Source organism: Tunturiibacter gelidiferens (assembly GCF_051013345.1).
Lineage (GTDB): Bacteria > Acidobacteriota > Terriglobia > Terriglobales > Acidobacteriaceae > Edaphobacter > Edaphobacter gelidiferens_A.
Window position 1 is genome coordinate 3,411,777 of the sequence record NZ_CP132939.1, and the last position, 23,726, is coordinate 3,435,502.

Annotated in this window: 24 protein-coding genes and 2 pseudogenes; 11 read left to right on the forward strand and 15 right to left on the reverse strand. The window is 57.8% G+C overall.

Features of this window, described 5'->3' with window-relative positions:
• Nucleotides 1–184: 184 nt before the first annotated feature.
• On the forward strand, nt 185–703 hold the full coding sequence (locus RBB80_RS17070) for a GNAT family N-acetyltransferase (RefSeq protein WP_433963699.1): 519 nt from the start codon (nt 185–187) through the stop codon (nt 701–703).
• A gap of 190 nt (nt 704–893) precedes the next feature.
• Here RBB80_RS17070 and RBB80_RS17075 read toward each other — a convergent pair.
• The 3 genes and pseudogenes from RBB80_RS17075 to RBB80_RS17085 form a co-directional block, all read right to left on the reverse strand.
• Nucleotides 894–1,678: pseudogene (locus RBB80_RS17075) on the reverse strand (alpha/beta fold hydrolase).
• Between the two features lie 107 nt (nt 1,679–1,785).
• A complete protein-coding gene (locus RBB80_RS17080; RefSeq protein WP_433963700.1) occupies nt 1,786–2,364 on the reverse strand; it encodes a TetR/AcrR family transcriptional regulator in 579 nt (192 codons plus the stop codon).
• 93 nt (nt 2,365–2,457) lie between these two features.
• Complete coding sequence (locus RBB80_RS17085) at nt 2,458–2,991, reverse strand: ferritin-like domain-containing protein (RefSeq protein ID WP_433963701.1); 534 nt, start codon at nt 2,989–2,991, stop codon at nt 2,458–2,460.
• Nucleotides 2,992–3,329: 338 nt separating this feature from the next.
• Between RBB80_RS17085 and thiC the strand changes: the two genes are divergently transcribed.
• Nucleotides 3,330–4,826 carry a phosphomethylpyrimidine synthase ThiC gene (thiC, locus tag RBB80_RS17090; RefSeq protein ID WP_433963702.1) on the forward strand — a complete coding sequence of 499 codons (1,497 nt, stop codon included), beginning with the start codon at nt 3,330–3,332 and terminating at the stop codon, nt 4,824–4,826.
• 16 nt (nt 4,827–4,842) lie between these two features.
• Entirely contained in the window at nt 4,843–5,163 is a 321-nt protein-coding gene (locus tag RBB80_RS17095) for a hypothetical protein (RefSeq protein ID WP_433963703.1), read from the forward strand.
• Between the two features lie 315 nt (nt 5,164–5,478).
• On the opposite strand, the gene RBB80_RS17100 is transcribed toward RBB80_RS17095, so the two are convergent.
• From RBB80_RS17100 to RBB80_RS17110, 3 genes are read right to left on the reverse strand one after another with little or no spacing between them, the layout of a single operon-like run.
• Nucleotides 5,479–5,667: a transferrin receptor-like dimerization domain-containing protein gene (locus RBB80_RS17100; protein ID WP_433969722.1), complete on the reverse strand. Its 189-nt coding sequence runs from the start codon at nt 5,665–5,667 to the stop codon at nt 5,479–5,481.
• Entirely contained in the window at nt 5,595–6,641 is a 1,047-nt protein-coding gene (locus RBB80_RS17105) for a M28 family peptidase (protein WP_433963704.1), read from the reverse strand. Before RBB80_RS17105 ends, RBB80_RS17100 begins: the two co-directional genes overlap by 73 nt.
• A complete protein-coding gene (locus tag RBB80_RS17110; protein ID WP_433963705.1) occupies nt 6,596–7,303 on the reverse strand; it encodes a PA domain-containing protein in 708 nt (235 codons plus the stop codon). The genes RBB80_RS17105 and RBB80_RS17110 overlap by 46 nt, the downstream gene beginning before the upstream one ends.
• Between RBB80_RS17110 and RBB80_RS17115 the strand changes: the two genes are divergently transcribed.
• Nucleotides 7,284–7,736, forward strand: coding sequence for a hypothetical protein (locus RBB80_RS17115; protein WP_433963706.1), 453 nt, complete (start codon nt 7,284–7,286; stop codon nt 7,734–7,736). The two genes, RBB80_RS17110 and RBB80_RS17115, sit on opposite strands and share 20 nt — an antisense overlap.
• A 194-nt stretch (nt 7,737–7,930) precedes the next feature.
• On the forward strand, nt 7,931–8,671 hold the full coding sequence (locus RBB80_RS17120) for a class I SAM-dependent methyltransferase (protein ID WP_433963707.1): 741 nt from the start codon (nt 7,931–7,933) through the stop codon (nt 8,669–8,671).
• Between the two features lie 215 nt (nt 8,672–8,886).
• Here the strand turns inward: RBB80_RS17120 and mscL are convergent, their stop codons facing one another.
• From mscL to mtnA, 5 genes and pseudogenes are all read right to left on the reverse strand, one after another.
• Complete coding sequence (mscL, locus tag RBB80_RS17125; RefSeq protein ID WP_433963708.1) at nt 8,887–9,285, reverse strand: large conductance mechanosensitive channel protein MscL; 399 nt, start codon at nt 9,283–9,285, stop codon at nt 8,887–8,889.
• A gap of 146 nt (nt 9,286–9,431) precedes the next feature.
• Nucleotides 9,432–9,737 carry a permease gene (locus RBB80_RS17130; protein WP_433963709.1) on the reverse strand — a complete coding sequence of 102 codons (306 nt, stop codon included), beginning with the start codon at nt 9,735–9,737 and terminating at the stop codon, nt 9,432–9,434.
• A gap of 123 nt (nt 9,738–9,860) precedes the next feature.
• Complete coding sequence (locus RBB80_RS17135) at nt 9,861–10,385, reverse strand: hypothetical protein (protein ID WP_433963710.1); 525 nt, start codon at nt 10,383–10,385, stop codon at nt 9,861–9,863.
• 56 nt (nt 10,386–10,441) lie between these two features.
• A complete protein-coding gene (locus tag RBB80_RS17140) occupies nt 10,442–11,740 on the reverse strand; it encodes a VWA domain-containing protein (protein ID WP_433963711.1) in 1,299 nt (432 codons plus the stop codon).
• Between the two features lie 96 nt (nt 11,741–11,836).
• Nucleotides 11,837–12,903, reverse strand: a pseudogene (gene mtnA / locus RBB80_RS17145) (S-methyl-5-thioribose-1-phosphate isomerase).
• A 358-nt stretch (nt 12,904–13,261) separates the two neighbouring features.
• Between mtnA and RBB80_RS17150 the strand changes: the two are divergent.
• The 5 genes from RBB80_RS17150 to RBB80_RS17170 all read left to right on the forward strand — a co-directional run bounded on the left by RBB80_RS17150 (nt 13,262) and on the right by RBB80_RS17170 (nt 17,331).
• Nucleotides 13,262–13,597 (forward strand): hypothetical protein, encoded by a 336-nt coding sequence (locus RBB80_RS17150; RefSeq protein ID WP_433963712.1) that lies wholly within the window; start codon nt 13,262–13,264, stop codon nt 13,595–13,597.
• Between the two features lie 21 nt (nt 13,598–13,618).
• On the forward strand, nt 13,619–14,092 hold the full coding sequence (locus tag RBB80_RS17155; RefSeq protein ID WP_433963713.1) for a cupin domain-containing protein: 474 nt from the start codon (nt 13,619–13,621) through the stop codon (nt 14,090–14,092).
• 251 nt (nt 14,093–14,343) lie between these two features.
• Nucleotides 14,344–14,676, forward strand: a complete 333-nt coding sequence (locus RBB80_RS17160; RefSeq protein ID WP_433963714.1) for a PadR family transcriptional regulator — start codon at nt 14,344–14,346, stop codon at nt 14,674–14,676.
• Nucleotides 14,677–14,692: 16 nt separating this feature from the next.
• A complete protein-coding gene (locus tag RBB80_RS17165) occupies nt 14,693–15,154 on the forward strand; it encodes a permease prefix domain 1-containing protein (protein ID WP_433963715.1) in 462 nt (153 codons plus the stop codon).
• On the forward strand, nt 15,070–17,331 hold the full coding sequence (locus RBB80_RS17170; protein WP_433963716.1) for an ABC transporter permease: 2,262 nt from the start codon (nt 15,070–15,072) through the stop codon (nt 17,329–17,331). The genes RBB80_RS17165 and RBB80_RS17170 overlap by 85 nt, the downstream gene beginning before the upstream one ends.
• Before the next feature lie 99 nt (nt 17,332–17,430).
• Here RBB80_RS17170 and pulA read toward each other — a convergent pair whose 3' ends face one another.
• The 3 genes from pulA to RBB80_RS17185 all read right to left on the reverse strand — a co-directional run bounded on the left by pulA (nt 17,431) and on the right by RBB80_RS17185 (nt 21,223).
• The gene (pulA, locus tag RBB80_RS17175; RefSeq protein WP_433963717.1) at nt 17,431–19,899 is read right to left on the reverse strand and encodes a pullulanase-type alpha-1,6-glucosidase; all 2,469 of its coding nucleotides are present in this window, start codon (nt 19,897–19,899) and stop codon (nt 17,431–17,433) included.
• A gap of 11 nt (nt 19,900–19,910) precedes the next feature.
• A complete protein-coding gene (locus RBB80_RS17180; RefSeq protein WP_433963718.1) occupies nt 19,911–20,303 on the reverse strand; it encodes a pullulanase-associated domain-containing protein in 393 nt (130 codons plus the stop codon).
• Between the two features lie 137 nt (nt 20,304–20,440).
• A complete protein-coding gene (locus tag RBB80_RS17185; RefSeq protein ID WP_433963719.1) occupies nt 20,441–21,223 on the reverse strand; it encodes a pullulanase-associated domain-containing protein in 783 nt (260 codons plus the stop codon).
• 210 nt (nt 21,224–21,433) lie between these two features.
• Between RBB80_RS17185 and RBB80_RS17190 the strand changes: the two genes are divergently transcribed.
• Nucleotides 21,434–22,534 (forward strand): radical SAM protein, encoded by a 1,101-nt coding sequence (locus RBB80_RS17190; RefSeq protein ID WP_433963720.1) that lies wholly within the window; start codon nt 21,434–21,436, stop codon nt 22,532–22,534.
• A gap of 61 nt (nt 22,535–22,595) precedes the next feature.
• Here the strand turns inward: RBB80_RS17190 and RBB80_RS17195 are convergent, their stop codons facing one another.
• On the reverse strand, nt 22,596–23,675 hold the full coding sequence (locus RBB80_RS17195) for a YncE family protein (protein ID WP_433963721.1): 1,080 nt from the start codon (nt 23,673–23,675) through the stop codon (nt 22,596–22,598).
• Nucleotides 23,676–23,726: the final 51 nt, after the last annotated feature.

Genomic DNA, 23,726 nt, shown 5'->3' on the forward strand with positions numbered 1-23,726 from the left:
GTCATCGGGGCTTGACAGGATTTTGCCGTCTTCCGATAGATGTCGAAGGTTCTGGAGGAGTACCTGTTCTCCTGGGTACGAACGTTGAGGTAGGGTCGCTTGAGAGGGCCCGCGTACCAACTTCGACGCTCCCGACGGGAAGAAGATCGCACTGGGCTGAGGAACGGGTCGTGGAGGAGATTTGTTGAAGAGTGATCGTGGCACCGTACCCTATGTTTTGCGTCCGCATCGCGTAGAGGACATGAGTCTAGTGGTGCGCCAAGAGGGAGCTGGTTATGCGGAGCAGTATGGGTGGGATGAGACATTTGAGGCTCTCGTTGCGGGGATTGTAAGTGATTTTGTGGCAAATTTTGATCCGCTGCGAGAGCGGTGCTGGATTGCCGAGGTTGCTGGGAAGAGTGTGGGGCACATCTTCCTGGTGAAGCATCCGAGTGAGCCGGATACGGCGAAGCTTCGGTTGCTGTTCGTGGAACAGAGCGCGCGGGGTATGGGATTGGGAGATGCTTTGGTTGGGGAGTGTGTCGGGTTTGCGGAGAGTGCGGGTTACCGGAGGGTTGTACTGTGGACCCAGAGCATTCTTACCGGGGCTCATCGCATCTACGAGAGGGCAGGATTTCGCTTGGTAAAGGAAGAGAGACACCGGAGTTTTGGGAAGGACCTGGTGGGGCAGACCTGGGAGTTGGAGTTGAGGCTCGATCGCTGAAAGGGTGACGGTCGCAGTGGTGACGGCTGTTTTCTGGCTCCGGTGACGAGGCGAATTCGACAATGCGATTGTCAACCACTATGTCACTTCGATGTTGGCGCAGGATCGTGGAGATGTTGGTGGGGCTAAGGGGTGATTTTTGCAGGGCTGACTCGCGTGAGTTGCGACACAGCCCTGCGGTGGGAGATGGTTATTTGGCGGATCCAGTGGACGCGGCGGCCTGCTCGATGAGTGCCGCTACGGGTGCGGGATGCGACAGCATGGCGACGTGGCTGGAAGGGAGGGTGATGGTCTCCGCATGAATCGCCTTGGCCATGAAGCGCTCTGCGTCCGGTGGGATCATGCGATCGTTGGCGGCTACAACGTACCAGGAGGGCTTTTGATGCCATGCCGCGGTGGTGATGGTGCCGCCCAGCACCTTGGCGTTGGTTGGGCCCTGGGTGGCGGTGAGGTCTGCCTTTTCTGCAGGAGTGAGATCCTGAGCGAAGTCCTCTGAGATGCCCTTTGGAGTGAGCTTAAGAAAGCCCTGGGCGTCGGGACGGATCTCGGCAATTCCAGGAGGAGGTGCGCCCCCTGGCTCAACTGATTGATCGAACCATTGTCGTTGGGGGCGAAGGCCGCGACGTAGACCAGGCCGGAGACCTTTGGATCTGTGCCTGCTTCGGTGATGACGACGCCGCCGTAGGAGTGGCCGACGAGGAGAACTGGGCCATCTTCAAGGGCGAGCGCCCGTTTGACGGTGGCGACATCGTCTTCGAGTGAAGTAAGGGGAAGCTCCACGGCGACTACGTGCAGGCCTTTGGCCTCGAGCAGAGGGATGACCTTGGACCAGCTTGCGCCATTGGCCCAGGCACCGTGCACGAGGATTACGTTGTGAACGGGTGCGGTTGGAGTTGGGGTCTGTGCAGGGGTGGGAGTGGCTGCCGCGGGAAGGAGGAGCGCGAGAGCGGCGGCGGATAAGAAGGGGAACTTCATGGTGGTCCTTTCGGGTTGGGGTTCGTTAGAGAGAGATTCTACCTACTAGTTGGTAGAATACGCCAAACTGAAAAGATTTCTCTGTTTTGGATCATCTTTGTCTGGATTTACAGTTGTGCGTCGAGCCGGCGCAGGGCTCCCTGCATGACCGATGTGTAGACTTTGCTGGTTCCGTAGGTCCGGGCGGAGATCATGGCTCCATGCATCAGTGCTATGAACGTCTCGGCCTCAGTGGATGCTGATTGTTCCAGCCGTATGATGCCTTTCGAGTGGCCCTGTTGCAGGGTTTCCTTGACCCACTCTTTGAGGTCGCGGAAGTAACGCTTGACTTCAAGCTGCACCTTGTCGGGAAGCGAGGGAAGTTCGGCGCCGAGCAGGGCGGCGATGCAGATGGGCTCAGTTTTCTCGCGGATGCATTTCTCCCAATGGAGAACGTAGGCGTCGAGGCGCTTGAGTGGGTTGTCGATTCGCTGGGTGACGGTTCTGAGGGCTAGGCCCAGCTCGTTGCGATGTTGTTTGAGGACGGTGGTGACCAGGATCGCTTTGGTGGGGAAGTGGTGATGAATGCTTGCCTTGCGAATTTTGACCATCGCTGCGATGTCCGCATAACTGAATGCTGAATATCCGCGATCTGCGAGGAGAGCGTGAGCGGATTCGAGGATTCGATCTGCGGTATCACCTTGCACGGCGGGATACTACCAACTAGTAGGTACCGATGCAACTTAAAGAAAAGCGGAGGCTTGGCCTCCGCTTTTCAGGTGGACTGCGATCCATGTTGACTAGACTGCTGTGCTGGTGACGGGTTTGGTCTCGGCGGCGGTGGTGTTGACGCTGTCGGAGATGGTGGAGAGGAGCTCGTCGGCGTTCTTCTCTTCGTCGAGGATGCTGTCGAGGAGGTCGGCTGCGTCGTCGTCGCCGAGGAGTTCAGCCCAGGTGCGGAGGGTGCCGTAGACGGCGATCTCGTGATGCTCGACCTGCTGGGCGGAGGCGATGAGGGTGATGTCGCGGATGCTGCTGTCGGCTGCGTCCTTCATGTTGTCCTCGGCTTCGGAGATAAGGGCGGAGATAGCTTTGCAGGTGGAGGTGTCTGCGTTTCCGTTGGTGGCGTCGCGGAGGATGCTTTCGACTTTGGCGACGTGACCCTGGGTTTCGGTGAGGTGGTTGCGGAAGGCGGTGGCGAGCTGCGGATCGGTGGACTTCTCGATCATGGTGGGGAGTGCTTTGGTGATCTTCTGCTCCATGTCGAGCGCCTTCTTGAGGTTGGCGATGTAGAGGGTGCGGAGGTCTTCGATGTTTTCTGAGAATAGCTTCATGGTGGTACTCCTTTTTGAAAAGTCGCGAGTTGTCTCGCAGGCGCGGAAGGCGTCTTGTAGGTTGCGTGAAGTGTGGGTGAGAGCGGCGAACGTTCAAGCCGGGGTGCTCACGGTCGTTCTGCGTTCTGGTGGGTTGGATGCCAGGAGGAGGAGATGGTTGGCCGTGGGGAGTTGTGTAAAACGCCGATTTGGTGCGGGCGCAGGCGTGGTTGGGGTGAGACGCTGGTTTTACGTTAGAGAGCAGATCAGCCGGGCCGACGAGGTGAGGTGACGCCCTGGCGGCGGCGCGTGCATCGTATACTTACTCGATAACAGTGGAAGACGGGCAGGAGAGAGACATGAGCGAAAACGGGAACGGCGCAGCTTCAAACGGCAACGGTAATGGGGCGCATTCGCACGGCAACGACTACAAGGTGCCGACGGGGCGGGCGGAGTGGATTGTGAAGCGCAAGGCTGAGGCGGCGCGGACTGGCGACACGAATATGAGCCAGATGCACTTTGCGCGGAAGGGCTTGATTACCGAGGAGATGGCTTATGTCGCTCAGCGGGAGAAGATTGCGGCGGAGCTGGTGCGGAGCGAGGTGGCGAAGGGGACGATGATCATCCCTGCGAATATCAACCACGTGGAGCTGGAGCCGATGGCGATTGGCGTGGAGTCGCTGTGCAAGATCAATGCGAATATCGGGAACTCGGCGCTGGTGTCGAATGTGGATGAGGAGCTGCGGAAGCTGCATACGGCGGTGCACTTTGGCGCGGATACGGTGATGGATCTGTCGACAGGTGGGGATATACCGATGATTCGAGAGCAGATTTTGCGGCATAGCCCTGTGCCGATTGGGACGGTGCCGCTGTATGAGGCGCTCTCGCGGGTGAAGCGGGTGGAGGATCTGAATATTGATCTTTACCTTGAGGTGATTGAAGAGCAGGCGCAGCAGGGAGTCGATTACTTTACGATTCATGCGGGCGTACTGATTGAGTATGTGCCGTTGGTGGCGAAGCGGATTACCGGTATTGTGAGCCGGGGCGGGGCGATTCTGGCGCAGTGGATGACCTCGAAGCATAAGCAGAACTTTTTGTATGAGAACTTTGACCGGATTACGAAGGTGATGGCGAAGTATGACGTGAGCTACTCGCTCGGCGATGGGCTGCGGCCGGGATGTCTGGCGGATGCGAGCGATGAGGCTCAGTTTGCGGAGTTGAAGACTCTGGGTGAGCTGACGCGGCAGGCCTGGAAGAGCGATGTGCAGGTGATGATCGAGGGGCCGGGACATATTCCGATGGACCAGATCAAGCTTCAGGTGGATAAGGAAGTCGAGCTTTGCGATGGGGCTCCTTTCTATGTGCTGGGGCCGCTGGTGACCGATATTGCTCCGGGCTATGACCACATTACGTCGGCGATTGGCGCGGCGATGATTGGGTGGCATGGGGCGGCGATGCTTTGCTATGTGACTCCGAAGGAGCACCTGGGGCTGCCGAATGAGAAAGATGTGAAGGACGGGATCATCGCTTACAAGATTGCTGCTCATGCGGCGGATGTGGCGCGGCATCGACCGGGGGCGAGGGATCGGGATGATGCGATCTCGCATGCGCGGTATACGTTCGATTGGGATAAGCAGTTTGCGTTATCGCTTGATCCGGAGACGGCGCGGGGGATGCACGATGAGACGCTGCCAGATGACTACTACAAGGAAGCGGCGTTCTGCAGCATGTGCGGGCCGAAGTTCTGCAGCATGAACTGGTCGAGCAAGGTGGACGAGTTCAATGCGAAGGAGCATGGTCTGCATAAGCAGGACCTGACGCAGATTGTGACGGAGCAGATGGCTCTGCGGGGGTAGATTCCCTTGGGTGGAAATGAAGGAGGCCGCGTCCATTGTTTGGAGGCGGCCTTTATCTTTTGGGGAGGAGTTCGGTTTAGGTTGGCTCGTAGCGGTGGCTGCGAGTTTGTTGCGTCGGGGGCGAGTCGGACTGCGCTGCGGGGCGGCAAGGGGTGATTCAGAGCTGGACTCGAAGGACGGCTCGAATTGGTCAGCGCTGAAGTTGAATGCCATGCCCGCGGTGCGATGGAGGATGCGGGTTGGTGTGGGCTGGCAACAACTTACTCCGTGGGGCGGCAGCACAGGGGTGAGTCTAGAGAATATCTTTCTCCTGTTTATCGGATCGCATGGCAAGTAGTGCAGGAGCAATTATCATTGCGAGAAATACCAAAGCTAAAACGAGATCATGGACCATTGGGGAGTCTCCTTTGGGCGGCTTTGACCGTCTTGAGAGTAATCATGCGGCAGGTGACCAAATGGGGATATCCCACTTCGGCAATGAAAGATACACCTTTTGGGGGATGGTTTTGTTTGAGACTGCTGTCCTGCTGGACGGGCCTCCTGCGCGGAGGGCGGTCACTTCGTGACTTGTGTACCCCTTCGGGTGGTCCTCCCGTTGGTCGGAGTCTAACGTCAGTGGTGTTGAGGATGGTGGTTTGTGGTGAGTTGATGGTTATTTGGCGGACTCTAATATCGCTGCGGAGCGGTTGAGGGCTGCGGTGAGAGCGGCTAGCTGGGCCTGGGCTCGGGTCGCGTCGGGTGCGTCGATTCCCTCGTTGACGCCGGGGATTACGACGGCGGCGTAGCCGGTGAACTCTCCCGGGGCGTAGATGGTGTGTTTGTACCAGGAGCGCTTGGGCAGGCCCTCGGGGTTGAGGAGAGCGCCTTCGGCGTTGCGCAGGGACTGGTTGAGGGTGGTGGGATTCGCCGGGGGGCGGATTGGGTTGCGCGGATGGCGGTGCCCGCGGCTGCGAAGCGGTTGGCGGCGGCCAGGGCGGAGGCGAAGTCGAGGGTGAGGTTTTTGGTGGTGGCTAGTTTTTGCGCGGCTTCGAGGTAACCGACGATCTCCTTGCCGTAGAGCTGGTAGTCGTAGGGGAGGACGTCGGCGTCGGCCATGTGGAGGATTTCGAGGCCGAAGACGCGGGCCTGCTGCTGCTCATAGACGAAGGTAGGGTCGGCGAATTTGGTGAACCAGTTGTAGTTGTCGAAGACGGAGTGATAGACGCCATAGGGGCCTTCGGAGCCGATGTCGGTGGAGGGGACGCCGAGGTGCTGGATGAAGGGGGTGTAGTCGGAGCCGGAGCCGAGGGTGCCGATGTGGACGTCGGAGTCGGTCGTTTCGGTGGGGCGACGGCTGCGGCGGGTGGGGGCGGGGGCGGCCTGGTCGGCCTTCCACTGGTCGTAGACGGTGCCGCCCTTGGGGCTGGGGACTTCTTTGGTGACCTCGCGGACAAATTGCTTGAGGGAGGGGACGGCGGCGGCGTCGAAGTTGGGACCGGCGACGCCTACGTCGGTGTTGAAGTAGGCGACGGCGTGGGCGAGGACTCTTTCGTGCTGTTCGGCCCACTCGGTGGAGCCGATGAGGCCTTCTTCTTCGGCGTCCCAGCTGCAGATGACGATGGTGCGTTGAGGCTTCCAGCCTTGTTTGAGGAGGTCGCCGAGGCCGTGGACGGTTTCGAGCATGGCGGCGGTGCCGGAGTTGGGGTCGACTGCGCCGTAGACCCAGGCGTCGCGGTGGTTGCCGGCTACGACCCAGTCGTCGGAGTTGTCGGTACCCGCGATCTTGCCTTCTACGTCCCAGATGGTGCGGAGGGCGATGTCCTGGTCGAGGTGCATGTGGACGGTGATTTTGGGGGAGTGCTGTGGGTTCCGCCTGCTCCTAGGTGATAGGTGAAGGGAAGTGCGCCCTGCCAGTCGCGTGGGGATTCGGCTCCGCCGAGGGCTTTGAGGATGGGCGCGGCGTCGTGGTAGGAGAGCGGATTGGTGGGGATGCTGGGCTGGTTGTTCTGAAGCTTGTCGACGGGGATGCGTTTGGAGTCGGGTAGGTCGAGGGTGGAGGCAACGCCGGGGGTGGTGGGATCGCCGGGGTAGATAGGAAGGAATTGAATGGAGCCGCGCTGGACAGCGGTCTCGGGGCGGTAGGGTCCGCGGGGGTACATGTCACCGCGGAAGTAGCCGTCGTCGGCGGGGTCGGAGTAGATGAGGACGCCGACGGCTCCGTACTGCTGGGCGATGTAGGTCTTGATGCCGCGGAAGTTTTCGCCGTAGCGGACGAGGACAATCTTGCCTTTGACGCTAATGCCCAGTTTGGCGAGCTGTTGGAAGTCGGCGAGGGTGCCGTAGTTGGCGTAGACGACCTCGGCGGTGACGTCGCCGGAGGGAGAGGAGCCGTTGAAGGCGGGAAGGATGCGAGGGTCGTCCTGGAAGGGGTCGCCGCCGAATTTGTTGGGGTCGACGTGCTCGGGGGCGGGGCCGGACATGATTTTTGCCGTCGGCATCGTAGGCTTCGATGACGATTTTGACGGGTTTGGTGAGGAGGACTTTGTAGGGGATGATCTGGGTCTCGAGGCCGGCGGCTTTGAACTTGTCGGCGACGTAGACGGCGGTGGCGTAGTCCTCGGGCGAACTGGCCCAGTGGGGGGCGGAGGTGAGGGTTTTGAGGTGCTGGCCGGCGAGTGCAGCGTCGGGGACTGCCATGAAGGATTTGTCCCACTTTGCCTGTTGCGAGAAGTCGCGATAACCGAAGACCTGGGGGTGGGGGACTGGGCGAGCGTGAGGGCAGCGAGAGGAAGCAGGCAGGCTACGGTGCGGAGACGGGTCAAGTCGTGGGCCTCGGTGTGGTTTGTGGACTATGAGGTAGGGTATCGCAAAAGGGGTGCGGACTGGATTGGCATGTGTGGGTTTGCTGATGCTCAGCGAAGTTTAAATTAACGCGAGGAGTGTGACGACCCTTGCACTGCTTTTCGCATCAGAGCGGAGATGTTGTCCTGCGGCTGGGACTGACGAGCAAGAGCAGAAAAATGACGTTCAGGGGAACATTTGGCAGGGGGTCTTTGCGGCCGATACGACTCGGCTAACTCTCTGAACATGGTAAACTTGCGGAAAGTCTAGACTCCGAGGTGTTCGTGGTTAACCAGGATACGTGGCGAAGCCGTCTGTACTCCTCTTATGTAACGAGCGGTCAGGCAAAAGCTGCTCCTTCTCAAAACCAGACGATGTTTGCGGATCGAAGGCGATACATAGAGCCAGTCATTCGTCGCCACTTTGCGGTTGATAAAGACACGCCGATCCTTGACCTGGGGTGCGGGCACGGGGCATTCGTCCACGTTCTGCGGCTGAACGGGTTTACTTCGGTCACGGGCGTCGATGTTTCGGGAGAGCAGGTGGCTCTTGCCCACAAGCTTGGAATCGACGGCATATCGCAGGGCGAACTTTTGGACTATCTGCAAGGCGCGGAGAGCGGGTCGGTGGGAGTCGTTCTGCTTTGGGATATCGTGGAGCACCTGACGCGGGACGAAGCGTTCGTGGTTCTAGACGAGGTCTTTCGGGTGCTGCGTCCGGGGGGCAAATGTCTCATTCATGTTCCGAATGCGGAGGGCATCTTCGGAATGCGAGTTCGTTACGGCGACCTTACGCATGAGCAGAGCTTCACTCCTACTTCTGCGAACCAGCTGTTGACTACGATCGGATTCTGGAAGGTTGCGGCTTATGAGGATAAGCCGGTTCCACACGGACTCATGAGTATGGGGCGACGGCTGGTGTGGGAGGCTGGAACTTTTCCCTATCGACTTCTGCTTGCCGCTGAGACGAGCGATACTCGGTTTGTTCTGTCGCAGAACATGCTGGTTGTGGCGCATAAACGCTAGTCTGTTTGGGCTGTTAGATCCTTGGCCGCCCCGGGTTGGGCGGGCTGATCTTTAGGATGATCTTTTCTTCGGGGTTCTCTTCAGTTGAAGGAGAACCCCTTTTCTGTTGCGCTTATTGGACTTGATTGGAAGTCACAGCAATGGGTTGTTGACGACGCGAGAACGGCCCACGACGGATTTTGGGCCGTTCTCGCGATGTCGTTTGCCGAGCGGAGTTATACGGGCTGGGTGCAGAACTTGCAGCGAGTGGCGGCTATGGGGATGTCGCCAAGGCACTGCGGGCAGGCTTTGGTGGCGGGTGGTTCAACTACTGCGGGGTGAAATTTCTTGAGGAGATATTGGGTGGGAATGACGAGGAAGAAGTAGACAACGGCGGCGAGGATCAGGAAGTTAATGACGGCAGTGAGGAAGTCGCCGTAGCGAATTTCTCCGCCGTTGACGTGTGCGACCAGGTAGCCGAAGGTGGGCTTCCCTATGATGGCTCCGATAAGAGGACCAATGACTTTTTCAGTTAACGAGGTGACGATGGCCGTGAATGCTGCTCCGATGATGACGGCGACAGCAAGATCAATGACATTGCCACGCAGGATGAAATCGCGGAATCCTTTGAACATGAGGTCAGTCTCCTAAAGGTTGATCGTGCCGGGAACCGTTTGATCGCTGCTCGTTCCGGTGCGGCGAGTATAACCTAGTGGATTTTTAGAGGATGGAGTGGGTGGTTGATCGGGTGAACAGGGGTGGGTTTTCGCGAGGAAGTTCGTTATTGCGAGGATGCGATCCAGCGGGCGTAGGGGTAGAGGAGAAAGAAGAGAATCATGCAGAGGGCCATGAGGTCCATGTAGATGCAGAGGATGACGCCGGCGTGATAGAAGCTCCAGCGGCGTTGCATGCAGCGGATGGTGTCGGCGGTGCCGGCGATGGCGAACAGGACGGGGAGGATGAGGAGTGGGGTGGCGCGGTTGTGGGGGAAGTCGGAGAGGAGGAGAGCGACGGCGAGACTGATGAGAACGAGGAGGCTGCCGCGTAGAAGAGAGTGCGCACGCGGATTGAAGATGGGAGGTCTCACGCGGATGTGTCTACGTATAAGGATAAGGGTGTAGACGGTTTGGTGCCATTTTGTGCAGTGGGTCTTATGGAGGCGCAGAGGGGTAAGGGCGCGTTTTTGACCGCGGCAAATCGATGGTGGGAGCTACTTCTCTGCTGAGGGTGCCGAGGGTGGTTTGGAGTCGGTGGAGGTTGGGAGCAGGGGCAGGTCTTTGACGGTACCTATGGGGACTTCGAGAGATCCGATGCGGTTGGTGACGAGATCGTGGAGGCCGATGCGAAGGTAGAAATCGCCCTTAAGAGGGACGCTGATCTCCTGGTGATAAGGAAGACCTGAGTGCAGGATTTGGGTGTAGAGGCCGGGTGGAAAATTGGCTCGGACAGCGTCGTTTTCCATGTTGAGGAGGCTGCCGTTTTGATCGTAGACGTAAGTGAGGAATTGAAGCTCGGCGAGGTGGTTGCCATCGGAGGCCTGGTCCATGTGGATGGTATAGGGGTCGGCGGCGATATCGATGGCGTAGCGTCGATAGGGACCTTTCATCTCCGAGGATGGATTGAGGGTATTGCCTTTGGCCACGTCTGTTTCTTGAGCTTTGTTGGCGGGGAGAACGCGGACCTTGAGAGTGATCTGGGTGGAATCGGGTGCGCCGTGCATCATGGCGACGTGCATGGGATCCACGGGTGGGACTGCGGTGGCTGAGGCTTTGCCGGATTTATTATGAGGCTTTAGGGGGAGTCTGGGTCGTCTGCGAAGTAGCCGTGACGGTAGGCGAGGTTCAGACCGGATTGCTGAAGTTTGACCTGGATCTTGCGGAAGTTGCCATTCCAGTTGGAGTCATTAGGGGAGTAGGTGAGGGTGTAGTAGTGGGAGCCGGCGGCGGTGGCTTTGTTTACCGCGTCGACGAGGTCGTTGGTGTTGAGGAAGGCGTGGCCTCCACTGTCATCGGCCATACGGAACATGGTCATGTTTTCGGCGGCGGCTGTCAGGTGGTACTTGACCTCGTCGGCGTTGAAGCGTTTGGGGTCGTCGACGTAGATGGCGGTGGACTGCGAGACGTCCATGTTGGGGGATGTCGTGGCTCCGCGGGCGTCAATGGGATAGACGGCGACCTGAGCACGGGTGAGGAGGTTTGTGGTCTCGCGGTACTCTGCCTCGGAGCTGGCTACTACCGTGAATGGATCGTTAATGGAGCCATCCGGGAGGACGTCGAGTGGAAAAGAGCCCGAGAACCAGATGAGATTTTTGCGTCCCGGGATGCCGGAGAGGTAGCGAGCGAGCTGATTGATGGCATCGAGGGTGTATTTGGCTCGGAGTTGAGACTGGAAGGAGGTTTGTTGCGCGTCGAACTGTTTGAGGTCTGCTACGACTTGTTGCATCATAGCGGCCTGCGCAGGATCGGCACCAAGCCCACTCGTCGCGACGATCTCGCTCATTTCATCTGCAGATTGGAGGGTGTTGCCTCCAGTAACGCGGCCTATGAGAGGGGAGTGGCTGATGTTCTTGTCGATAGCGGCTTTGAGAAGTTCCGGATCTGAAGTGAAGCTTTGCAGAAACAGGAGCTTGGTGGTGAGGCCGAAGATTGCCATGGGGGCGCCGGGTTTGGCGGTCTTCAGGTATTTGCGAAATTGATCGTGGAGATAGATCTGGTCTGTGACGGGCGTGTTGAGAGTGTCGACGAGGAGCACGTTGACCGCGTCGTTGGTGAGAGCTGACGAGTAGTTGGAGAAGATGCCGGGGGGATTGACCGGTAAGGTTGCAACAGGGGATTTCGCGGACTGGCCGGTGTGCTCTTCGAAGGATTTGATCTGCTGTGGGCGGCCGCTCTCCAGTAGTGTGAAGTCGCTGGCTTTCAGATTCCGGACCGGGTTCTGACCCTTGTCTGTGACGACTACGTCTACGACTACGAGCTGCGTGCGGGCGCGCAGGGTGACGCCGGATTGTGTGGGCTGGGGCGCTTGTGAAGTGGTTTGTGAGAGCAGGGCCGTGAAGGGAAATAGAAACAGGAGGGGAAGCTTGCTCAGCATTGGTTCTCCGGTTGTGTTCAAAGATAGTTGAACACAACCGGAATGTGTATGCGCGAGAGAATCTACGAGCCTGCTCTAGGTACGTGAGGTGGCTGACTAGACTGCTGTTAGCTCGGGTTCGACTTGCTTCGACATGGCGCGGATGGATTGGTTGTAGGGGGCTTGAAGGACGCCGCGCTCTGTGATGATGGCCGTGACGTACTTTGCGGGGGTGACGTCGAAGGCTGGGTTTTCGATGGCTACGCCGTGGGGGTGATCTGCTTGCCGTTGGAGTGAGTGACCTCGCGGGCGTCGCGTTGTTCTATGGGGATGCTGTCGCCCGTGGCGGTTTGAAGATCGAGGGTGGACCAGGGGGCGGCGACGTAGAAGGGGATGTTGTGTTCTTTGGCGAGGATGGCTACGCCGTAGGTGCCGATCTTGTTGGCTACGTCTCCGTTGGCGGCGATTCGGTCTGCGCCTACGATGACGGCCTGGATGCGGCCCTGGCGCATAAGGGATGCGGCCATGTTGTCGCAGAGGACGGTGGTGGGGATGTTGTCCTTCATGAGCTCCCATGCGGTGAGGCGGGCGCCTTGCAGGAAGGGACGGGTCTCGTCGGCGAAGACGTCGATCTTGTGGCCGCGGGCTATTGCGGCACGGATGACTCCGAGGGCTGAGCCGTAGCCGCAGGTGGCGAGGGCGCCGGCGTTGCAGTGAGTGAGGACGGTGCCTTCTTTGGGGAGGAGCGATGCGCCGTGTGCGCCCATCTGCTTGCAGGCTGCGATGTCCTCGTCGTACATGCGGCGTGCCTTGGCGACGACGGCGGATTTGATCTCCGGGATGGCGGTGTTTTTTGCGGCTAGCTCGTTGTAGAGATTGCGGATCTCGTCGATGCCCCAGAAGAGGTTGACGGCGGTGGGGCGGGTCTCGGCGAGGGTTTTGGCGATGAGGGCGACTTCTTCGGTGAGGGCGGGGAGGGTGGTCGCGGTGCTGCGGTCGATGCCGATGGCCATGCCCATGGCGGCAGAGACGCCGATGGCTGGTGCTCCGCGGACGATCATGTCGCGGATGACGGTGGCGACCTGCTTGTAGTCGGTGGCGAGGACGTAGGTCTCCTCGAGGGGGAGCTTGGTCTGGTCGAGGAAGTTAACGCCGGTGGGGAGCCATTCGAGGGTAGGGATCATGTCCCTTCTAGTTTATCGCGAATGTCCTGTATGGGGGCGGATATGGGGTCCGTACGCGGTTCTGGGGGCGTAGAAGCGTTGGCAGCAGCAGGTGCAGCGAACGGGGCGCAGAGCAAGGTAGTGGAAGAACCAGTCCCAGCCGCGACGGTGAGACCGGTGCAGGGATTCGGTGTTGCAGTGGGGGCAGAATCTTCCGTCGGAGAATTTCGGCTTTGAGAACATGGGGGCTTTATCGGCGGGGACGTTGCGAGTGTTAGGTTCGTGAGAATTATTTCTCTCCGGTGAGGCTTTTCGTGCGGGTTCTCGTCCAAACCGGGAATAAAGCTGCGGTTGAGTCTGGTTGGTAAGGGAGGTTCTCGTGAGAAAAGATGTGCTGACAAATGTTCTTCTGGCCGTGATTGCGATAGCGTTGGTTGCGATCGCTGCGAGGCCATATGTGTCACCACCACCGGTTGCGGCTGACTCGTCTCCGGCTCATGCGCTCTACATTGAGCCGGGGGTGCAGAATCTGCGGTATCCAGATGGGACGGGGCAGGTCTATGGGAAGGTCGTTGTGGATCTGCGGACCGGGAAGATCTGGGGTTTCCCTACAGGGACCGTCGATCCTTATCCGTCTTATCCGCTGGACAGCAAGCCGGCGGTTTCGCGTCCGTTTGCGCTAGGCAGGTATGCGTTTGAGGATACGGATAAGTGAATACGAGGAGGATGTATCGCTATGTCGTTTCAGTTTTTTCATTCCGCCCCCGATGAACCTTCGATGGTGAAGATTCCCGCGATGGGGCTTGAGCTTGCGGTGCGGCTGCCACATGATGCAACCGGCGAGGCGCTTACTTTGATGGAGACGGTGAATGCGCCAGGGTTTGGGCCGCCGCTGCATCGTCATTCTGAGACTGAAGTGTTTCGGGTACTTGAAGGAGAGTATCTGTATGAAGTGGAGGGGAAGAGATTTCGCGCTACAGCGGGAGATGTTGTCAGTGTGCCGGGAGGCTTGGCGCATACCTTCGTGAATGTGAGCGAGCGTCCGTCGCGGCAACTGGTGTTGCTGCTGCCGGCGATGGATGCGATGAAGTTTTTCGTTGGCTTGGGAGAGATTATGAAGGCCGGTCGTCCGGAGCAGTCGGTGTTGAATGCTTATGGAGCGAGCTGGGGAGTGGAGTTTCTTGGGCCTCCGATCAAAGCTACTGCCTGATCGACCGCTTGCTGTGGCTAACGGGTGGTAATTGTGGTGGGGCTGGCTGGCTTTGAGGTAGTTTCGGTATCTTAGTCTGGCCATGGAGTAGAAGAAGAGTTGGAAGTACCATATGACGCGTGCTGAGCGTTTCCTCCACTGCTTCTATCGCTTCTGAAGGCGCGCCTGAAATTCTGTTGCTTCCCATAGAACGTCGAGTGGTGTTATCTTTCTCCCCATAGACGTTCTAGTGGAGACTGGGTTTGGAGCGAATGAAAAAACAAGACAGCGAGATGGTTCAGGGAACCTTGGACATGCTGGTCCTCAAGGCGCTCGTGATGGGGCCGGCGCATGGCCACACCATCGCGCGCGTGATCGAACAGACGTCCGAGGACGTGCTGCAGGTGGAACAGGGATCCCTGTATCCGGCGCTTCATCGGCTTGAAGATCGGGAGTGGCTGCAGTCGTATTGGGGCACAAGCGAAAACAGTCGCAAAGCGAAGTTTTATCGACTTACTTCGGCAGGAAAGAAACAGCTGGCGCGGGAGACGAATCGCTGGCGGCAGATGGTGCGTGCAATCGGCCTCGTCATGGGGGATTTGTAACGCGAAAGGAACTCAGATGAGCTTGCGCAGATTTTTCAAGAGACAGCTAAGCGATGCAGAGTTGAGTCTCGAGATGGAGAATCATCTTACTCTGGAATGCGATGAGAATCTGGCTCGCGGAATGAGCAGAGAGGAAGCACGGCGGCAGGCTTATGTGAAGTTCGGTTCTCCGCAGCATGTTCGCGAGGACCTTTGGAAGAGGAACAGCATTGCGCCGCTGGAAAATATACTTCGCGACATTCGCTATGCATGGCGAACGCTCCGTCGCAGTCCAGGATATGCGTTTATGGCGATTCTGACGCTCGGCCTTGGTATCGGTGCGAATGCTGCGATCTTTGTTGTCATTAATGGAGTGCTGCTGCGCCTCTACCGTATACGAAGCCGACGCAGATCGTGCATGTTGAACAGACGGCAGCGCGCATCGGAACGGATCCGATTGGATTCTCTGTGCAGGAGGTCGAGGAGTATCGCCAACTGAATCACGTGTTCTCCGACCTGGCCGAATATCATTCGATGACCTTTACCCTGCTTGGAGCAAAGGTACCGGAGCGGGTGAGTACAGGGGTGGTCTCTGCGAACTTCTTTGACGTGCTGGGAGTGAAGCCTGTGCTGGGGCGGCTCATCACACCAGCAGACGAGAGCCCGAAGGCTGAGCCTGTGCTGGTGTTGAGCTATGCGTACTGGGTGAAGAATTTTGGCCGGGATCCTAAGATACTCGGCCGAACGTTCGAGATGAATGATCGCGTTCATACAGTCGTTGGGGTACTCCCGCCGCTTCCGGAGTATCCGGACGCAAACGATGTTTACATGCCGACGACGTCCTGCCCCTTCCGGTCCAATCCGAAGATGATCGCGGACCGGGATATGCGGATGGTCGCGGTCTTCGCGCGGATGCAACCGGGGGTGACAACAACACAGGCGCAGAGTGATCTGGCTACGATCACGAATCGGCTGGCGCTTACCTATCCGAAATCGTACCCGTCAGGCGCGGGAGTCTCAACACAGATGACGGGTCTGGAGCAGGAACTGACTCATGCGGCGCGGCCCACTTTTCTGACTCTGCTGGGAGCGGCCGGACTGGTGCTGCTGCTGGCGTGCGCGAACCTGGCGAATCTGGCCATTTCGCGACAACTTCGCCGATCTCAGGAGACGGCTATTCGCATGGCTACAGGTGCGACCTCCTGGGACATCTTTCGACAACTTCTGACTGAGAGCATGGTAGTGGCGCTTGCAGGAGGGGTGTTGGGACTCGCAATTGCGGCGGTTGGATCGAAGCTGTTGATTGCTTACGCGGCACGAATGACACCGCTGTCGGGAGAGATTCATCTCGATGGCCGGGTGTTCTTGTTTGTAGCTGCTCTCTCGGTTATTGCGGGCGTGATGTTTGGAGCACTTCCTGGATTTGTGGCCAGCCGCGATCGTCTGAGTGTTCTGACCAGCTCTGGCGAAAGATCAGTTGGGAGCGGAGGAGTGACGCGGGCTCGTCAGGCGCTGGTTGCGGTGCAGGTAACTCTCTCCTTCGTGCTGCTGATGTGTGCGGGATTGATGTTGCAGAGTTTGCACAAGCTGCTGTCAGTTGACCCGGGATTCAAGACCGCGAATGTGCTCTCAATGCGTATCAGTTTAGATTGGACCAAATATGCGAAGCGCACAGAGCTGAATCAGTTTTTCCACCAGGTGCTGAATCGTGTAACGGGACTGCCCGGAGTCGAGAGCGCTGCAGTGAGCGTGATGGTCCCGCTCAACAGCAACATGGGCACAATGACGGGAGGCGTGCTGCTGGAGGGGCGGCCTTTGAACCCCGGCGAGTTGATGCCACAGGTGGACTTTGAACTAGCAAGTCCCGACTACTTTCGCGTACTTGGTGTGCCGATTCTTGCCGGGCGCTCGTTTACGGACGGAGATACGGAAAACTCTCCCGCCGTAGCTATCGTGAACGCACGTATGGCAAAACATTACTGGCCTACGGAAGATCCGATCGGCCGTCACGTGTCGACAGACAACGGTAAGACGTGGATCACTGTCGTCGGAGTTTCGAGCAGTGTCCATCAGTATGGACTTGATAAGGATTCGAAAGAGGGAATCTATCTGCCGCAGGATCAGTCTCCTACTCTTACCGACGCACACCTGCTGGTACGAACGCGTGTGTATCCGATGTACACGGCCAACCGGATCGCCGATGTCATTCACCAGATCGATCCGCACCAGCCGGTGACCGAGATGCGGACGTTGGATCAGCTACGAAGTGCACAGTTGGGAACACCGCGGGTGACGGCCACGCTTCTAGGTCTGTTTGCGGCACTGGCATTGTTCATTACAGTGGTGGGGGTGAGTGGAACACTTGCGCTGGCGGTGGCTCAGAGGACCAGGGAGATTGGGATACGAATTGCACTTGGCGCTCCCAAGGAGGAGATTCTGCACAATGTGCTGATGCGTGGCATGACTCCAGTAGTCGCCGGAATTGCCGCAGGAGCTATCGTGGCGATGTTCTCAACGAGACTTTTGGCCAGCATGCTGTTTGCGATCAGACCTGATGATCCGCTGACCTTCGGGTCTATCGCGATTCTTCTCGCCATGGTCGCCCTGATCGGATGTGCGATTCCGGCACGGAGCGCGATTCGAGTCGATCCGATAAAGGCGCTGCGCACGGAGTAGACCTCGTCGAGAGCTGAAATCCGTGCCACCGACTCTGAGCTCTTTTGATTCACGGGTTCTGAAACGGTCAGACGGACATCAGTTGTGGGCGATAGATGCCTACTCGCTTTCGGCGACAAAGACAGCGGTTGTGAGCGCCGGGACGATAACGGTTCCTTCTTTGGAGTTGAACGTGGACTGCCTAGTTGCCGGGTCGCTTGAGCTTCGCTGCACCGGGTGCAGATGGAGGCCCAAGCCCTGCAGATGAGTGTTGGTAAAGGTTACGGACGCATTGGTTGCGTTGAAGACCACCACGATGTGTTTGTAGATTCCGTAGCTCCCGCCATTCGCATCGAGCTTCATTACGATCAGCCCCGGCGTCTGGTTTGAACCGGTATTCAGAAACGTCAGGTTGCGCTGCACTTCCTCGAATGTGGGCATGCGGAACAACTCTGAACTGTAGCGAATCCGCAGCAATTCGCTGAACGCCGCTTTACTGTATGCGATATTTGCTGGAAGCGGCGTGTAGGCAGAGTTACTGAGCAGTGGCATCATGATCGGCCACTGGGCCTGGTTCTGGCTTGCGATGGGCAAACCGATGCCCCAGTTTGCGGTCTTACCGCTCCAGTCGATCTTATTGAACCAGTCTCCGGAGTTGTAACTGTTCTGGTCCATGTCCTTGGAGCGAAGCAGATCATCGCCTGCCTGGAAGAAGGGAATTCCTTCCCCGAGGGTTACGAGGCTCATGCCTATCACCTGCCTGCGGGCACGAGTAGCAATGTTGTCGTTGTAGCTCGACTTTAGCTGGACCTTGTCGAAGAGGTCCTGATTGTCGTGGACGGACGCGTAGTTCACTGCCTCGATTGGGCTCCTGGTATATCCGGTTGGTTGTCCGTTGTAGAGCACCTGGGCTCCGGTTACTGTCGCCCCGGCGCTGTCGATAAAGCTGTAGTCGCGCAGATTTCCTGTGAGTCCTACGTCGATCCAGTCAGAGTACTGCAGCAACTGATTTTGCTGACCGTTTAGCGGCGGATTTGAGTTGGTGTAATCGCTGGGGTCGGTGAAGAGTCCTGTGGCAAAGCCCTGCACTCGCTCGTCAGTAAACGGGCTGCCGCCGTGGATGCCATCGCGGATGCGATCGTTGAAGGTGCCAACGCCGAAACCATAAAGATTAATCTGCGAGGCATTGGGGCCTATCTGATTGTTCGCGGTATCTCCGAAGTTGAAGCCTTCTCCATACAAATAGATCTTCGATCCGTCGACACCGTCTTTCTCGGGATTAAGCGCCTGCAGGGCCTGCTGTATGGCCTGCACGTTGTAAGTGAACATGAAGCTCAGGATGTCGAAGCGGAAACCATCGATCTTATAGTCCCTTGCGTTGAGCACGAGGGTGTCGATGATCAGCTTTTCCATCATGCGATGTTCGCTTGCAGTATCCGGGCAGCAAGAACCTGTTTCGAGGTTTCCATTCGCATCGAGGCGGTGATAGTAGTTTGGCACTACCTCGTCGAGATTGGAGTTGGGCCCCTCGCCGCTGGCATTCGTGTGATTGAAGACCACATCCTGAACCACGCGAAGTCCGGCTTTGTGCAGACCGTCGACCATGACTCGATATTCACGCACGCGGTTATCGGGATCGATCGCGTAACTACCTTCCGGCGTCATGTAGTGGACGGGATCATAACCCCAGTTGTAGGCGGGACTGGTCTGGCTTGCGGTTACTGCTGCCTGCTGTTGCTGGCCATCCGGTGGAAATTCCCCGAGACCCGAAGGAATGATCCATTTCGATTTGTCTTCATTCACGCTGGCGAAGTGGAACGAGGGTAAGATGTGCACTGCTTTGAGCCCACTTTCGGCCAGAGAGCGAAGATGCTTCATGCCGTCGGAACCATGATCCTCAAACGCTTCGTACATGCCGCGGTGAGCCAGCGGAACTGTGAGATCGTTCACGCTGAAGTCTCGAATATGCAGCTCATAGATGCTCATATCGCTGACGCTTCGTAGCTGAGGCGACGTTTCTTCGTCCCAACCCGCGGGCTTCGTTTTGTCGGAGTCGAGATCCGTGATTCTGCTCTTGGTGCCGTTCAACGCAATGTCGATCGAATAGGGATCGCTGGTGACATTGGTGTCCACCGCGCCGTCGGCTGATACCCACACCTTCACGCTGTAGAGGTAGTACTTATCTTTCCAGCTGGGGTCACCTTTCGCTACCCATACACCATCGTGCTCATGCATTGGGACGACGGCGGAAGGCGACGTATCGGATTCGTGATCGAAGAGTTGCAGGAAGACAGTCTGTGCGGTGGGCGCCCAGAGCTTTAGCTTCACGGCGCAATCCTCGTCGTCGGGCCAATCGCGCCAGTTTTTGTCGTCCCAATGGTGAAAGACGACGCCCAGCTTGCCAGGGTAGTAGTAGAGATCATCCAGAACGCCAGCGAACTGAATGCCTGTGGCATACTGCAGCGTTCCATTCGAACCGATTGCGGAAAACGCAAGCTGTCCTTCGAGCGCCGTCTGCAAGGTTGAAAGCGGAGTATTCGCCGGTAGCTGCAGGACGGTGTAACTACTCAACTGCGGATAGCGGAGCAACTCATCCGCAGTCAGGGCTCCCCAATAGTGAGCGGAATATTGGTGCCTCCAGTAACGCCGGTGGGAGTGACAGACAGGCCGCCGGTGAGGCTGGAACTTATCGCAAAGGTATCGCCACTTTGAGCAAATTGCGGCTGGATAGCGACTCGCTGGCGATCGAGCCAGTATGCCTGCTCCACGTTCAGCAGACTATCCAGTATCTGGGTAGGAGTCGGCGTTGTGGTGAAGACAGTCGCGTTGCCTGAGATCACCCACGCCTGGGTATTGGTGGCGACATTCAGATGCATGTCAGGCCCGGGATCTTTAACCCCGGTAGAGATGTTGTGGATGATGAATCCGAGGTCCTTCGGATTGGGAATGAGGCTTATGTCGAAGTAGGCGCCGTAGGAGTCATGGCTGGTCACTCCGGTCAGTCCGTCGTTGAAGTCGCCGGTATACTCCGCTGTGTCGTTAAAGGCATAGACGGTCCAGTTCGCATAGTTCCCGTCGGGCCGGAAGTAGTGAATGCGAGCGTACCCGGGCAGCAGCGCGTTAGGATTGGTCAGACTTGGCTGGCTCTTGTACAGCTTGCCGATCCCGGTGTAGCCCCAGTACTCAAAGCCTTCGGTAGAAGGATCGACAAACTCGTTCGGTCCAGGTCTTTCTGATCGCCGCCTGGCGCAGAGGGATTGTGAATGATCAGCCCAAGGTTCTGCGCGTTCGGGACAACCGCAACATCAAAATACACTCCGTATGCGTCAGTATTCGTCGCAGGTACGAGCCCGCTGTTGTAGTCGCCGGTGAACTCCGTGGTGTCGAAGAATGCATAGATGGTCCAGCCTGCGTAGTTGCCGTCCGTCCGGTGGTAGTGAACACGGACGTATCCCGGCAGCAGAGCGGTGGGATTGGTCAGGCTGGGCGCAGTGGTATATAGCTTTGCTATCCCGGAGTACGCCCAGTATTCGATACCCTGTGTCGCGGGGTCGACAAAGAGATTGTTGGGAGTGTCCTTCTGGTCGCCGCCCGATGCCGTTGGGTTGTGAATGATGATGCCAACTTCTTGCGCGCCAGGGGTGACTCCGACGTCAAAATACGCGCCGAAGCTGTCCGTGCCAGTCACCTGGACTGGGCCACCGCCATAGTTGCCGGTGTTTTCCGTTGTGTTATCAAAGGCATAGATGGTCCAGCCAGCGTAGTTGCCATCCGGCCGGTGGTAGTGGATGCGTATGTCCCCCGCCGGAATGGCCGCAAAGGCCTGAGCGGCTGCAAAGACGCACAGCAGAAGCATGAAGAAGTGAGACCGTGCCTTGCGCAGAAAGCGCCGTGTGGTAACCGCGAATTTCATGAGTGGCTCCTCGAAGAAACTGGCTGGTTTCGTTTGGAGTCAACGACGCGGTCGGTTTGCGTTCGCCGGAGACTCCCAATAGCAGCGCCGCGACACTAGTTGAATTGAACTTCGAGTGTCAAGCGAATTGCGGGCCCATTTTTGTGGTGCCCGAGTTTTGCTTTGAGATTACGAGTGGTCTGGCCGACGTCGGCGCACTACACTAGAAAGATGAGCCAGATTGCCGCTTCTGTTGCGACTACGTTTTCAGAGATTGCCGCTAAGGTCGCACGGGGCTCCCGGATTGGTCGGGCTGAGGCGCGGTGGCTTTGGAACAACGCGTCCGATGCCGAGTTGTGCTCGCTTGCGGCCGGGGTGCGCGGGCGATTTCATGCTCCGGGTTCCTGCACGTATATGGTGATGCGGATCATTAACTATACGAACGTGTGTGTAGCGCAATGCGACTACTGTGCTTTTTACAAACTGCCTAGCCAAGATGGGGGATACGTGTTGAGCCACGAGGAAGTATTTGCGAAGCTGGATGAGTTGCTCGCGCTGGGTGGGGACCTGGCGGCGTTCAACGGAGGGTTCAATCCGCACCTGCCGCTGAGTTACTACTGCGATTTATTCGCTGCGATTCGGGCACGATATGGAGATGCGCTGGAGTTCTACGCTCTGACGATTGCGGAGTTCATGTACCTGGCCGATCACGCGAGGCTGAGCTATGCCGAAGCTGCGGCGCGGTTGAAGCAGGCTGGAGTGCGGTGGATTACCGGAGGCGGTTCGGAGATTTTGACCGAGGATTTTCGCGCGCGACACTCAAAGTTCAAATACACCGTGGCGCAATACTTTGAGGCGCAGAGGGCGATCGTCGACGGAGGCCTGAAGACGACAGCGACGATGGTGATTGGGTTTGACGAGAGCCTGGAAGAGCGGCTGGAGCATCTCGAGCGCGCGCGGCAGTTTCAGGATGAGACGGGAGGGCTGGGAAGTTTTCTTTGCTGGACTTATAAACCCTACTTCACGCAGATTGGTGGTATCGAGATTACGACTGCGGAGTATCTGCGCCACCTTGCTCTTTGTCGAATCTACCTCGACAATATTCCGAGAATTCGTACTTCGGTACTTACTCAGAATGAGCATGCGCTTGTTGGGTTGAACTATGGAGCTGATGACTTCGACCTTCCGATCGAAGATGAAGTAACGCAGAAGGCCGGCGCGACGATCAGCTTAGACTTCGAGAGGATATTGAACTATGCGCGTGAGCTTGGATACTCGCCGGAGTATCGACACGTTTCGTTGGGGCAGCCGCCGCCGTTGGTTGCGCCGTAGTCTGCGATAGGATCCGAGTTTGAGGTGCACGTCACTTATATCTGACTACTGTTGCTCCGTGCTATCGGCCGACTACGATAACGGAGAAAGTGCCGGGAACTGGAGTGGGCCGGAACTGTAGTTCTTCGGACGCGGCGTCTGTGTTCTTGCCGAACCTGGACGTTACCAGGTAGGCTTTGGCGTCATTTTGACTGACGATCATGGTTCTGGCACCGGGTTGGGTCTTGACCTGCTGTATCCGAGAATATTTGAGAAGTGACTCGCGGCGAAAGATGGAAAGCGTGCCGGTTGTGTCTGCGACGAATAGCAGATTGTGGCGCGAATCGAAGTCTAGATCTCCGGCGTTTGCGGGACCGTCTGCGATGGCGGCTACTTGACCCGTTTCCGAACTGACGGTGACCAGCTTATGGTCTTCGCAGGCTGTGAATAGTTGATGGCGGACGCTGTCGATTGCGAGTCCGCTGGGCCCGGTGCACGGCGCTAGTTGCCAGGAAGCCGAGACATTCTTCGCGGTAGCGTCGATGCGGATAATCTCACCGAGGGCCGGAAGGGTCACGAAGACAGTACCGCTTCTATCTGTGACCGCTGAGCCTGGACGTCCTGCAAGCGGGATGGTGGCGGTGACCTGGTTGGTCGTAGCGTCGATGACGGTTGCGCTGTGACTGTGCGAATTGAAGGCGAAGATGGACTTTGAAGAGGGATCGAAGACGATGGCAGAGGGGACGGCCCCGGTGGGTACAGATGCGACCAGCTTGAGGGTCGACCGGTCAAACACGCGGACAAAGCCGGCTGATCCGTCGGTCGGGTCGGTGACGTAGCCGTATTTTCCGGAGTCATCGAGGGCGATGTCACGGATGTTCTTCATGCCTTCGACTTCGCCGAGCAGTTTGCCGGTGTCGGTGTCGACGACCATCACGCGATTGGTGCGGGGAATGTAAAGACGATGGGCAGGCGCATCAAGAACGAGATAACCCCAGCCGCCCGTGCCGCCGAGGTTCCATTGGTCTCGTATACGAAACTGCGGCAGAGATGTAGGACTCGCTGAGTAGAGCACGGAAGAGGAGAGAGTTCCCAGGAGGAGGATCACTGAAGGAAGAGTCTTCGACGTTAGTTTTTGTAGACGTTGGATCGTTTTATTCATTGGATTTATCAGTGAGTTATTTATTTAGATTTGAAAGGTATCTTCGACGGC

Excerpts from the sequence above, each read along its gene's own strand:
- RBB80_RS17085 (WP_433963701.1), bottom strand. The coding sequence starts at position 2,991 with ATGAAGCTATTCTCAGAAAACATCGAAGACCTCCGCACCCTCTACATC.
- thiC (WP_433963702.1), top strand. The coding sequence starts at position 3,330 with ATGAGCGAAAACGGGAACGGCGCAGCTTCAAACGGCAACGGTAATGGG.
- RBB80_RS17095 (WP_433963703.1), top strand. The coding sequence starts at position 4,843 with ATGAAGGAGGCCGCGTCCATTGTTTGGAGGCGGCCTTTATCTTTTGGG.
- RBB80_RS17105 (WP_433963704.1), bottom strand. The coding sequence starts at position 6,641 with ATGCACCTCGACCAGGACATCGCCCTCCGCACCATCTGGGACGTAGAA.
- RBB80_RS17115 (WP_433963706.1), top strand. The coding sequence starts at position 7,284 with ATGATTTTTGCCGTCGGCATCGTAGGCTTCGATGACGATTTTGACGGG.
- RBB80_RS17110 (WP_433963705.1), bottom strand. The coding sequence starts at position 7,303 with ATGCCGACGGCAAAAATCATGTCCGGCCCCGCCCCCGAGCACGTCGAC.
- mscL (WP_433963708.1), bottom strand. The coding sequence starts at position 9,285 with ATGTTCAAAGGATTCCGCGATTTCATCCTGCGTGGCAATGTCATTGAT.
- RBB80_RS17135 (WP_433963710.1), bottom strand. The coding sequence starts at position 10,385 with ATGCACGTCGCCATGATGCACGGCGCACCCGATTCCACCCAGATCACT.
- RBB80_RS17140 (WP_433963711.1), bottom strand. The coding sequence starts at position 11,740 with ATGCTGAGCAAGCTTCCCCTCCTGTTTCTATTTCCCTTCACGGCCCTG.
- RBB80_RS17155 (WP_433963713.1), top strand. The coding sequence starts at position 13,619 with ATGTCGTTTCAGTTTTTTCATTCCGCCCCCGATGAACCTTCGATGGTG.
- RBB80_RS17160 (WP_433963714.1), top strand. The coding sequence starts at position 14,344 with ATGAAAAAACAAGACAGCGAGATGGTTCAGGGAACCTTGGACATGCTG.
- RBB80_RS17165 (WP_433963715.1), top strand. The coding sequence starts at position 14,693 with ATGAGCTTGCGCAGATTTTTCAAGAGACAGCTAAGCGATGCAGAGTTG.
- RBB80_RS17185 (WP_433963719.1), bottom strand. The coding sequence starts at position 21,223 with ATGAAATTCGCGGTTACCACACGGCGCTTTCTGCGCAAGGCACGGTCT.
- RBB80_RS17190 (WP_433963720.1), top strand. The coding sequence starts at position 21,434 with ATGAGCCAGATTGCCGCTTCTGTTGCGACTACGTTTTCAGAGATTGCC.
- RBB80_RS17195 (WP_433963721.1), bottom strand. The coding sequence starts at position 23,675 with ATGAATAAAACGATCCAACGTCTACAAAAACTAACGTCGAAGACTCTT.